Genomic DNA, 12,429 nt, shown 5'->3' with positions numbered 1-12,429 from the left:
TCCTGAAATAACAGCACTCACAGTTAAGAATATGATATCAAAGAGCTTGTGAACGACCTTACCTTGTTGGCGAGGGTCATCAATTGATTCAAAATATTCTAGAAAAAGAGGATCAGACATAAAAGTAGCAACCTAAAAAGACGTATAAGATCATACTTTTAAGTCAAGGTAAAGTTCGTGATCTTGCCCTGGATTTTGGGCAGACGGCTAACAAGTCGCTGTAAGCGCACGCGGGGCGTGCTGGGACAAAAATATGTGGGCTGTCCTCGCTTAGCTCGTTATTATAGCCCACATGTTTTGCCCCTAAGCGGGGTGTTAGCTATACCAAGGGAATTGAGCATTGAATCATATATTGGAGATTCAAAAGGAACCAAATAATTGGAACTCTTTATTCAAGCCAAGCGTGTTGGAATTATTGGCTTATTTTGAAAAATTAAATCAGCTTAATTACACAGAGTTCCATTTCATCGAAATGACTGATGAATTGGATGTACAAGGTAATTATAAAAACCACCCTATAGAGAATTTACACTGACACCCACCCAAAATTGACGGTTTTTCATTCATTGCCTATCTTTTAGATTCAGCTTAAAAGATAGGCGCTTTCTCTTATGGCGACGGCACGAAAAAGACAAGTGAGTTTAACTGATACCAAATACTACCATTGTATTTCACGGTGTGTTCGCCGTGCGTATTTGTGTGGTGAGGATAAGGTAACAGGGCAATCATATGAGCACAGAAGAGGGTGGATAGAAGCAAAGCTGCTGGAACTTGCCAAAGTGTTTTGTATTGATGTGTGTGCGTATGCGGTGATGAGTAATCATACGCATATTGTACTTTATGTAGATGATATAAAAGCTAAAAGACTGAGTGATAAAGCGATTATTATCAGATGGCATAAGCTATTTAAAGGCACCATACTGTCTCATAAGTACCTTCAGGATGAGCGTCTAGACTCAGCCCAACGATATTTTTTAAATAAAGATATTGAACAATTTAGAGAGCGTTTAGCGAGTATCAGTTGGTTTATGCGGGTACTGAATGAAAGCATTGCCCGAAAAGCGAATAAAGAAGATAATTGTACTGGCAGATTTTGGGAAGGGCGCTTTAAATCACAAGCCTTACTCGATGAAGCGGCACTGGCAGCCTGTATGGCGTATGTTGATTTAAACCCAATCAGAGCAAAGATGGCTAATACACCCGAAACCTCAGACTACACCAGTGTAAAAACTCGCTGTGAGTATGCCAAAGAGGGCAAACAGCCTAAACACTTAGCGCGTTTTGCAGGTAGCCCCCGAAAGCACATGCCGAAAGGTTTACCGTTTGAATTAAAGTCCTACTTAGAACTTGTAGAGTTGACAGGCCGATGTATGCGGGTAGATAAGCGAGGCGCTATAAGCCCAATCAACTCACCAATTCTAGACAGACTCAACATCGCCCCAGAGAACTGGCAAAAACTCACCACCCAATTTACCAAAGTCTTCCATGGTGCTGTAGGTCGCCCTAAGAAGCTAGATAACTATTGCGCGAGCCTAGAAATTAAACGGCGCGCTAATTATAAGCAGTGTGAAAAATTACTGACTTGACTGCTATACCATCAAGATAATTTCTATATAACCAATACACCATAGCTTGGTGAATTGGCGGTGCCTTTTGGATGCGTATGAGTTCAGTTTTCCCTATCTTTGAGCTTATAGCGCATGTAGTTTATTCGATTTTACTAACTAAACGATCTTTCAGGTTGAACGTGGCCTACTTATTGGCTTCAATTTTTTTGAATGGGTGATGAGATGGACACTCCCAAATCGGCGTCAATGCGCCAAACTAAAGGTGTGTTTATAACGATAGTTAGTAGGAGCATCCATCATGAATAACGTTAGTATATTAAGCATCGATTTAGCAAAAAATGTATTTCAACTTCTTGGAATTGATGAACACGGAAAACCTTGTTTCTCAAAGCGGGTTTCTAGAGTAAAACTCCATGAAATAATCCTTAATTTACCGCCGTGTGAAGTCGTTATGGAGGCTTGTTCATCCTCTCACTACTGGGGCAGAGCATGTTTAAATTCTGGTCATCAAGTTAATTTAATTCCTGCACAGCAAAATTTACACTGACACCCACCCAAAATTGACGGTTTTTCATTCATTGCCTATCTTTTAGATTCAGCTTAAAAGATAGGCGCTTTCTCTTATGGCCACGGCACGAAAAAGACAAGTGAGTTTAACTGATACCAAATACTACCATTGTATTTCACGGTGTGTTCGCCATGCCTATCTATGTGGTGAAGATAAGGTAACAGGGCAGTCGTACGAGCATAGAAGATAAGCTACTTGAACTTGCTAAAGTATTTTGTATTGATGTGTGTGCGTATGCAGTGATGAGTAATCATACGCATATTGTACTTTATGTAGATGATATAAAAGCTAAAAGACTGAGTGATAAAGCGATTATTATCAGATGGCATAAGCTGTTTAAAGGTACCATACTGTCTCACAAGTACCTTCAAGGTGAGCGGTTAGACTCAGCGCAGCAATATTTTTTAAATAAAGACATTGAACAATTTAGAGAACGTTTATCGAGTATCAGTTGGTTTATGCGGGTACTGAATGAAAGCATTGCCCGAAAAGCGAATAAAGAAGATAACTGTACTGGCAGATTTTGGGAAGGACGCTTTAAATCACAAGCTTTACTTGATGAGGCGGCACTAGCAGCCTGTATGGCGTATGTTGATTTAAACCCAGTTAGAGCCAAAATGGCTGAGACACCCGAAACGTCAGACTACACCAGTGTTAAAACCCGCTGTGAACATGCCAAAGAAGGCAAGCAACCTAAACACTTGGCACGGTTTGCAGGTAGTCCCCGAAAGCACATGCCCAAAGGTTTACCCTTTGAATTAAAATCGTATTTAGAACTGGTAGAACTAACAGGCCGATGTATGCGAGCAGATAAGCGAGGCGCTATAAACCCAATCAACTCCCCAATTTTAGAAAGACTAAACATAGCCCCGGAAAACTGGCTAAAACTCACCACACAATTTACCAAAGTATTTCATGGCGCAGTAGGGCGACCTGAAAAGCTTGATAATTATTGTGCGAGCCTAGAAATAAAACGGCGGGCTAACTATCGACAATGCGAAAAATTGCTGGCTTAATTTTTAAACCATCAAGATAATCTCTATATAACCGATACTCCATAACTTGGCGGCTTAGCCGTGTCTTATTACTGGGGATGAGTTCAGCTTTTCTCTATTTTTGAGCTTATAGCACATGTAGTTAACTCAATTTTATTAACTAGACGATATTTCAGATTGAACATTGCTTGCTTATTGGTTTTAGTTTTTTGAATGGGTGTCACTGTTCATGCTATCCCCACAATATCGTGACTTGTCGCATCTACGGCCAAGTGCAGTTTTCGCCAAGTTCGACGCTTAGTCGCTCGATGTTTTCTCGTATGCCATTCACCATTTCCGTATACTTTAAGGCCTGTGCTATCGACTACGATATCTATAAAGCCTTTGCTTGCGCTCTTTCTATATTGCACATCAAGTGTTTTACTGCGTTTGCACAAACAGCTATAACCCGGTGATTGCAATGAGGCATCCATCATAGTGAGCAAGGAATTTACAAACCCTTCTAAAGCCCTGAGTGGCAAATGGAATACAGCTCTTAAGGTTAAACACGTTTCAATTGCTAAATCAGAATAGTAATTTGAACGACCACGGCCACCGTGTTTTTCGGTATTCTGCCACTTTGAGATGGCACTATCACTTAGCCAAATATTGATGTTACCGCGTTGAACCAAAGCACGGTTGTACTGTGACCAATTCCTAATTTTCTTCTTCATTTCACATCATGGGTTAAGGCATTTAATGATCTGATCGCACCAAACCAAAGAAGTTCAATTATTTAGGAAACAACGCCTTATTTAGGAAACAACGCCATTTGAAATTATAACCTTTCCAGTGTTATTAACTAATTACAGAGGTAGCTTGAAATACAACAACTAATTGCTATTATCATTAATAAGAATATTCAAGACTCAATAACCTATTACATTTGAAGGATTAAAATGTTGAAACTATTTAGCAATATAAAAATAATAAAACATAGTCTTCTTATACTCCCCTCGATTATTTCAGCTAACAGTTTTGCATCAGAAACAAATGCCGCCGCAGATAAACCCCCTTATCAATTTGAAGCAGGCATGCACGCTAATTATTTGGACGCAGAAGACTACTACCAATTAAATACGAGTGACCTATTTGCCACTGACTCTGACACGCAACTGGGGTTAGATGTTTCAATCCAATTACATCACAGTGTACTTCCCCAAAAAACGTTTTTTGCAATGGGTTGGAGCAAAACCGGTGAATATAGCGCGGATGTGCTTGCGCATTGTGGTGATAAAGCCTGCAAAGAAACCACCAAACTTAACTTTCAATCCTTACAGCTAAATTATCATTATCAATGGCATCAATCTTCTACCATGGAATCTTCAGTGTATGCTGGTGTTTCATATATTTGGGCTGAGGGTGAAATTAAAGGCCAAGCTTGGCGTGATGGGGCAACAGGTTTTCAGGTAGGCAATCAAATTTACTTTTTGCCACATTCAGCCATCCACCCCTATATTGGCGTTAAATTCTCTTATTTCGCCATTGAAGATGGCAATGACACTATTAACTTACCAAACTTAAGCCTTTTATTTGGCTTACGCTTTTAATTAATTTCTGGACTTTTTATGACTGTATTTCGTTTTATAAGCTTATTTTTACTGATGGCGTTAACTGGTTGTGATAAGGCAAGTGTGCCTTCAGACACTGCACCTAATTTAAGTTTAATGGTTAGCGCACCCTCTGTGGCTGATGCGGGTGATACAGTCAACCTAAGTGCGATACTTAGTGCTAATGGAGCAAATGTTAATAGTGGCGTTACTTACGTGTGGGAGGATAAATCTGTACAACAACTTGGTTTAACGAGTAATAACGATACTGCGAGTTTTGTTGCTTTAGCCGGTATTGATGAGGCGATTATATTAGTAACGGCCACTTTTGATGGCTCATCAGTCAGTGAAACGATTAATATAGTAATTAATCAACCACCTAAGTTAACTATCACGACCCCTTCAGCTGTTGATGTAGGCACTAGCGTTGATCTTAGTGCGGTATTAAGTATTGATGGAGTAGATGTTAATAGTGGTGTTACTTATATGTGGGAAGATAAGTCTACCCAACAAGTTGGTTTAACAAGCAGTAGCGATACTGCTAATTTTGTCGCCATCTCTGGTATTCATGAAGCCGTTATATTAGTAACCGCTTCTTTTGATGGCGTTACTGTTAGTAAAACAACGAGTATTACTATTAACCCGCCCCCTAATTTGAGTTTGACGCTTACCGCACCGCTTAGCGTTAATGTGGGCGATAATGTAAATATTAGTGCAATGGTCAGTGCTGATGGAATTGATGTTAATAGTGGCGTTACTTATGTGTGGGAAGATAAATCTACGCAACAAATTGGTTTAGCAAGCGGTGATGATACAGGCTCTTTTGTTGCTATAGGCAGTATTCACGAAGCGGTTATATTAGTCACAGCCTATTTTGAAGGGGCAACAGTTAGCAGAACAGTGAGTATAACGATAAATCCACCCCAGGCACTTAATTCAGCTTTAACGATTACCGCGCCACTTAACGCTAAAGTGGGCGATAGCGTAAACCTTAGTGCAGCATTTAGTATTGATGGAAAAGATGTTATCACTGGCGTTACTTATGAATGGGAAGATAAGTCTTTACAACCAATAGGCTTAACAAGTACGAATAGCACAGCAAACTTTGTTGCCATAACGGGTATTAGTGAAGCGGTTATATTGGTAAAAGCCACCTTTGATGGCGCTACAGTTAGCAAAACAGTTAGCATAACGATTAATCCAGCTAAGCCACCACCTGTTTTGGACTTAGCTGTATCTGCACCCATTGATGCTAATGTAGATGATATAGTAAACCTCAGCGCAGTGTTTAGTATTGATGGAGTAGATGTTAGTAATGGCGTAACTTATGTATGGGAAGATAAATCAATACAACCACTAGCTTTAACGAGTAATAGCAATACAGCCAGTTTTGTTGCTTTAGCAGGTATTGATGAAGCGATAATACAGGTAACAGTCTCTTTTGGCAGTGTTATGGTAAGCAAAACGGTTAGTATAACGATTAACCCTTCTGCGCCTAGTTTAACTTTAGCTGTTACTGCCCCTACTAGCGTTGATGTAGGCGTTAGCGTAGATCTAAGTGCGTTAGTTAGCGTTAATGGGGGAGATGTAAATAGTGGTGTTACTTATGTGTGGGAAGACAAATCTGCACAACCAGTATTTTTATCAAGCAGTAATAATACGGCTAATTTTATTGCTATAATAGGTACTCCTGAAGCTGTCATATCGGTGACAGCTTCTTTTGGCGGCTCGACGGTAAGTAAAACGGTTAGCATAGCCATTAACCCACCGCATATTTTAGATATAGTCTTTACTGCACCGGCATCTGCTGATGTAGGTGACAATGTAAACCTTAGAGCATTACTCAATATTGATGGGGTAGATGTTACCAGTGGCGTTACTTATCTATGGGAAGATAAATCAACTCAACCAGTAGGCTTAACCAGCAATAGCGATACAGCAAGTTTTATTGCGATAGCGGGTATTCCTGAAGCAGTTATATCGGTAACAGCCTCTTTTGGTAGTAGTACTGTAAGTAAAACGGTCAGTATAACCGTTAACCCACCCCCTACTTTAATTATAACGGTTACTGCGCCCCTCGCTGTTGATATAGGGGATAGTGTGGCTCTTGGTGCGATGATTAGTGCTAATGGTGTAGATGTTAATAGTGGCGTAACATATACATGGGAAGATAAATCAACTCAACCAGTAGGCTTAACCAGCAATAGCGATACAGCAAGTTTTATTGCGATAGCGGGTATTCATGAAGCGGTTATTTTGGTAACGGCTGAGTTTAAAGGTGCTACTGTAAGTAAAACAATAAGCATAATCATTAATCCCATCCCTAATTTAACGTTAACCGTTACCGCACCTTCTCCTGTAGATGCAGGGACGAGTGTCGATCTTGTTGCAATGGTCAGTGCTAATGGAACCGATGTTAATACTGGTATTACTTACGTGTGGGAAGATAAATCTACACAACCAGTGGTTTTATCGAGTAAAGACAATACCGCTAATTTTGTTGCCATCTCAGGCGTTCATGAAGTGGTTATTTTGGTAACGGCAAAATTTAAGGGAGCCGTGGTAAGTAAAACAATAAGTATAACCATTAACCCACCTCCGCATTTAGATCTAACTCTGACGGCACCCTCTATAGTGGATGTCGGTGATTCAGTAGATCTTATTGCAATGGTCAGCATTAATGGAACAGATGTAACTACCGGCGTTACTTATGCGTGGGAAGATAAATCTGCCCAATCGATTGGTTTGGCGAGTAAGGATAATACCGCTCATTTTGTTGCTGTCGCAGGTATTGATGAACCTATTGTGCTAATCACAGCAAGCTACAAAGGCGCGACAGTCAGCGAAAAAGTATCCATTGCTGTGCTTAGCTCAGTGCAACCTGTTGAAATAGGTGCGTTGACTATTAGCGGGCCAACTAAGGTAAAATCGTCTCATCAGGTCATTTTAAATGCGCTGTATACAGAAACCAGCGTAGTAAAGCCGAATGCTACTATTACTTGGGCACAAGACAAAGGGCCTGACGCTGGGTTTACTGCCAACAATGGCGAACTTTCTTTTACCGCACCAGATGTTAACCAAGATACAGAGTTTGCCTTTAGTGCTCAAACCACTAACGATGCGGGTGAAATTTTCGATGCTTTGTGGTTTGTCACGGTCCCCCCCCCAGATATTGCATTTACTAATCAACTTAATACAGTAAAACAAGCTACTTCCGGTGATACAGTTCACTTAACAACACAGGTTAGCCAAACTGGCGGTGGCGGCTCATTTACTTATGTTTGGCAACAGCTGACAGGTACTCCAGTTGCTATAGCTCATCCAGATATATCTCAACCTACCGCAACTTTTATCGCGCCTTCAGCCGCGGGGAAATTAACTTTTAGTGTAACGGCTACAGAATCTGGCAGTGGAAAAAGCATTTCGAAAACGCAAGTAGTTAACGTATTAGGCAAGCCGTTTACGCCACAACAAGGTGCGCAGCATTCTGTATTTAGTGGACATGGGCAAATTGAATTAAAAGGTAGGGTTAATGGAGGAACAGCGCCTTTTAGCTATTCATGGGCACAAACAGCTGGTCCACAAGCTATAATTAGCAGCACAAGTGCTGAAAATCCATCTGTAACACCGCCAATAGTCACAACCGATACAGACATTACTTGGGTTGTTACAGTAACAGATGCGAATAATCAAAGTGTTACTTCTACGCATGTTGTCACTGTAAAAGCAGCCCCTAAGTTAGCTGTTTCTATATTACACCCTGCAACCGAGGACGTTGCTGAAGGCGACACCGTACTACCGCAAGCACACATTAGTGGAGGCACAGGCAATTATTCCATTCGTTGGACGAGTTCTGTAGTTACCTTGGTTGATGAAACTACCGCAGCCCCAAGCTTTGTTGTACCAACAGTCAGCAAAGACACTAACATTGTCGTGAATTTGGCAGTGAGCGACGGCGTTAATCAAATCACGCGAAGTGTAAGATACACAGCTAAACCTTTATTTACGGTAAGTTCGCATCAGAACCAAAGCGGCAGTAACCTAGCCACAGGTCCTAATCAAAGTACACATCAGAACAATCAAATTGAGTCAGGCAAGACCTTTAAACCCAGTGTTGATGTACACGAAAATGCTGCATCTGGTGGTACTTTTACGTATGTATGGACAGTAGTGAAACCTAACCCCGCACCTGCAGATTTAGTCATTGCAGGTGCCAATACTGCACAGCCTATTGTGAGTGCACCGAGTGTTACCAGTATCACACCTGTTGAGTTGCAAGCTGTTATCACTTATAGCGTTAATGGTAAAAGCATTAGTAAAACGGTTAATTCTCAATATCAAGTTGTTCCATATAATTCACCTAGTAAACCCACATTAACATTAAGCATGGCGGGGCATGAAAGTGTGATTGGTGGTCGTCTAGCGAACCCTACTGTTTCGGTCATGAATGCCGCAGGCACCATCACTTACAAGTGGACACAAATAAGTGGGCCAAATATTGTTGGGGGTATCATTGGCGAAACGACAGGCAATCCTTACTTTACAATGCCAACCATCACGGGTGGCCATCAAAATTTAGTATTAGAAGTAGAAGTGGGTGATGGCACTGAAGTCAAAACAGCGCAAGTAACTTTTGATATTAGCCCATTAAACATACCACCGAAATTACCATTGACTGTTGTCGCGTCTAATGATGAAACAGTTATTGCAAACGCAGTGGTAACCCCAAGAGCAACGGTAACAAACTCTAATGGCACGCCGACTTATGCATGGACTCAAACCAGTGGTACAGCCGTTATAATTACCGATGAAAATACGGCAACGCCAAGTTTTATGGCGCCCACAACCAGTGGCTCGATAGTACTTGAAGTCACCGTAACAGATAATGACAATGCCCCTATTACGGACACAGTAAGCTATCAAGTGCAAACAGCTATCAAACTCACTGCAGGAACTTCTATACGTTCAGTATCTGAAGGAAATACAGTTGACTTACTTGCATCAACAACAGATGTAAATGGTACGGCGTCTTATGCTTGGAGCGTTGTAAGTGATGGCGGTACTGGTGTGGTAACAGGAGATATTGCCAACCCTGCGCTAGCTCATACCAGTCTTGATATTCCGGCAGTTGACCAAGATAGAACCTTAGTTTTACAAGTCATTGCAACCGACAATGCTAACTCTGCAACCGCTAAAGCGACAGTTACTATTAACATTAGAGATTTAAAAATGCGAGTCGACTTAGGAGCGGGCTCAAATATCCCTTCTGGACAAACAGGTTATTTACAGGCCAATGTTACTAGCGGTAAAGGTCCTTTTAGTTATGCATGGGCAGATTCTACCCCTCCTAGCCTTAGCGCTACTAACACCAATAACCCAAGTTTTACAGCACCTAATGTTACCCACAGTGTTGATTTACAATTTGGCGTAACGGTAACTGATAGTCTTAATAATACCGCTTCTGGTAGTATTATAATGACCGTAGAACAACCGCCGTTTAGTGTTAATGCAGGCGTTGACTTCTCGGTAACAGAAGGCAGTACCGTTCAATTACGCGCTCAGGGAGTTAATGGTGCAGGAGCTACATGGCAATGGAAGCAAACCGCAGGTCAAAACGTTTCATTGTCTGATGCAACACTGGCCAATCCAACCTTTATTGCACCTTCACAAGCGGAAGGCGTGAAAGAAACATTTAGCTTTACCGTGACAGGCACCAGCAATGGACAAGTTAAAAGTGCGTCTGTAAATGTTGTTGTTCAGGGTGCTCCTGATATTGATGCCCATTCAAACAATGTTTCAGTTCATGCGGGAGCAACGGTTAATCTAGCAGGTAGTGTTACAGGCGCGGGTACTGTCGAAAAGTTAGCATGGACTCAGAGTTCAGCGGGACTATCTGTAGGTACTATTACTAACGCTTCTGCAATAGGCGATGTAAAATATTTAAATGCGAGTTTTGTTGCACCTGCAGTTAACGCAGATACAACCCTGACCTTTGACTTTACCGCAACAGGCGCAGGCAATGTAGTGCACGTACCTGTTACGGTTACTATTGTTGCTAATCCCTTAACGGTAAGTGCAGGTGGCGATATTCGCGTTAGATCGGGCGCAACGGTCCAGCTACACGCTGTATCAAGCAATGCGGCTAACTACGCATGGTCACAAACAGTAGGCACTCCTACGGTAACGCTGATTAATGGCAATACTAATGGCGCAAGTTTCGTCGCGCCTGATGTAACTGCGGACACAACGCTTACCTTTGAAGTTGATGTAACAGGTGGTGGAATACCGGGAACTGACACAGTTAATGTGACGGTTTTCGAACCAACCATCGTAGTCAATACGAACAGCGCCCACCGTATTAACCTAATCGCAGATGATTCGGAGCCGCCGACCTTTATTGACACAACCTTTGCAGATAGCGTAAATGGTAGTGACGTCACGCCAGCCACAACAACATGGACGATTACCCCTAATCCGACTCCCCCCGCAACATTGGACATGGTGTTTTCTGGATTGAATACGGCAACTTTGGAAATCAACCCAATTGGCGCTTCAAAAGGTACTTACACAGCGACGATGACAGCAGGTGATTCTGCAAACCATTACCAATCAGGCAGCAAGTCATTTGTTATTGACATTAAACCTGCTACTCCGCCGATGCCTAAAACTGTTGATCTTAGTGCGAATACAGGGCTAACAGTGGCAGGTATTGCTGGCAATCATTCACTGCATGTCCCAATCATCTCGGGAGGTTTACCACCTTACCATTATAATTGGGGGCTAGGTGCCGATGCCAATGGCTTAGTAATTACCGGTGGTAATACAGACAATCCAACCGTCGCTTTTCCTGCGGTACCTAGCACTTGTAATGCTATTTCAGGGAAAATATCGCTCACGATTACCGATGCAAATGGTGATACCGCTACTGGTAATGTAGCCTATAGCAGTACACCTGCGCTCAACCCTATTAAACCAGTAAGTTGTCACCTTTGTCGTGGTCCTAAATTCATTTGTGAGCGCTCGCATGTATCAACAGTATGTGATGTTTCTCAGAGTAGCCATAAGTCGGGTACGGTTAATTCAGATTTACAGTACTGTATTAATGATATTGAAAACCTACAAGATGGTTCACGCTATGTATCTCGTCGCTGTGCTACTGCGGAAGAAGTAAATCATGATTGGTTTACTGGCAAAGCGACAGGTTTTACCGAAGCAAATACGAATTCAGGGACAGATATTGGTCATTTGGGACGACTCGACCCACTTGCTCATAAATACAATGTGGTCATATTGAAAGACAGGCACTTTAGCTTTTCAGCAGCTTGCAAAGGTGATAACTGTAATCTAGAAACTGTTCCCGATGATCTCCTTGGCGTGACTAATGGAGTGCCAAATAGTGTAACAGGGGTTCCGCCTACACCGAAAGTAGGTGTTTGTCCTTAGTTAGTTTATTCAAAATAAAAGCATCATTTAATATAATAGGTTCATTATTAAGTGATGCTTTCTATGTTTTACACCAGGGCGAGAGCGTGAATATTCTGTTAACAGCTAAGCCCTGATCACCTTATCTAAATATTCAGTGTCCATCGCAGCGCGACGTTGTTTTCGTCGTACGCTGGCTTTTAAGGTACTTTCTCTTTTCAACTGGTTCAGTCCTACATGCCTAAATGTACTGAAATTCTCTGCCGCATGACCTCGATTTATTGGGC

At 41.8% G+C, this 12,429-nt stretch carries 6 protein-coding genes and 2 pseudogenes; 6 read left to right on the top strand and 2 right to left on the bottom strand.

Annotated features, from left to right (window positions below):
• The coding region (locus BGP78_RS02135; RefSeq protein WP_147386052.1) for a transposase family protein at positions 1 to 120 on the bottom strand (120 nt) is incomplete at its 3' end.
• A 220-nt stretch (positions 121 to 340) separates the two neighbouring features.
• Between BGP78_RS02135 and BGP78_RS02130 the strand changes: the two genes are divergently transcribed.
• The 4 genes and pseudogenes from BGP78_RS02130 (at position 341) to BGP78_RS02115 (ending at position 3,152) form a co-directional block, all read left to right on the top strand.
• Positions 341 to 535 carry a hypothetical protein gene (locus BGP78_RS02130; RefSeq protein WP_119859865.1) on the top strand — a complete coding sequence of 65 codons (195 nt, stop codon included), beginning with the start codon at positions 341 to 343 and terminating at the stop codon, positions 533 to 535.
• A gap of 76 nt (positions 536 to 611) precedes the next feature.
• Entirely contained in the window at positions 612 to 1,586 is a 975-nt protein-coding gene (locus tag BGP78_RS02125; RefSeq protein ID WP_119859864.1) for a transposase, read from the top strand.
• Positions 1,587 to 1,866: 280 nt separating this feature from the next.
• Positions 1,867 to 2,100, top strand: a pseudogene (locus BGP78_RS02120) (IS110 family transposase); the annotation flags it as partial.
• A 91-nt stretch (positions 2,101 to 2,191) separates the two neighbouring features.
• A pseudogene (locus BGP78_RS02115) lies at positions 2,192 to 3,152 on the top strand (transposase).
• 206 nt (positions 3,153 to 3,358) lie between these two features.
• On the opposite strand, the gene BGP78_RS02110 reads toward BGP78_RS02115, so the two are convergent.
• Complete coding sequence (locus BGP78_RS02110; RefSeq protein WP_119859862.1) at positions 3,359 to 3,844, bottom strand: IS5 family transposase; 486 nt, start codon at positions 3,842 to 3,844, stop codon at positions 3,359 to 3,361.
• Between the two features lie 225 nt (positions 3,845 to 4,069).
• Between BGP78_RS02110 and BGP78_RS02105 the strand changes: the two genes are divergently transcribed.
• Together BGP78_RS02105 and BGP78_RS02100 are read left to right on the top strand one after the other, a co-directional pair.
• Positions 4,070 to 4,720, top strand: coding sequence for a hypothetical protein (locus tag BGP78_RS02105; protein ID WP_119859861.1), 651 nt, complete (start codon positions 4,070 to 4,072; stop codon positions 4,718 to 4,720).
• A gap of 18 nt (positions 4,721 to 4,738) precedes the next feature.
• Positions 4,739 to 12,163, top strand: coding sequence for a PKD domain-containing protein (locus BGP78_RS02100; protein ID WP_119859860.1), 7,425 nt, complete (start codon positions 4,739 to 4,741; stop codon positions 12,161 to 12,163).
• Positions 12,164 to 12,429: the final 266 nt, after the last annotated feature.

The sequence above is a fragment of the Pseudoalteromonas sp. MSK9-3 genome (assembly GCF_003590335.1).
Lineage (GTDB): Bacteria > Pseudomonadota > Gammaproteobacteria > Enterobacterales > Alteromonadaceae > Pseudoalteromonas.
This window is presented reverse-complemented; position numbering and strand designations above follow the sequence as displayed.

Bases quoted from the DNA above. Each gene is read 5' to 3' on its own strand.
- BGP78_RS02125 (WP_119859864.1), top strand. From the start codon at position 612: ATGGCGACGGCACGAAAAAGACAAGTGAGTTTAACTGATACCAAATAC.
- BGP78_RS02110 (WP_119859862.1), bottom strand. From the start codon at position 3,844: ATGAAGAAGAAAATTAGGAATTGGTCACAGTACAACCGTGCTTTGGTT.
- BGP78_RS02105 (WP_119859861.1), top strand. From the start codon at position 4,070: ATGTTGAAACTATTTAGCAATATAAAAATAATAAAACATAGTCTTCTT.
- BGP78_RS02100 (WP_119859860.1), top strand. From the start codon at position 4,739: ATGACTGTATTTCGTTTTATAAGCTTATTTTTACTGATGGCGTTAACT.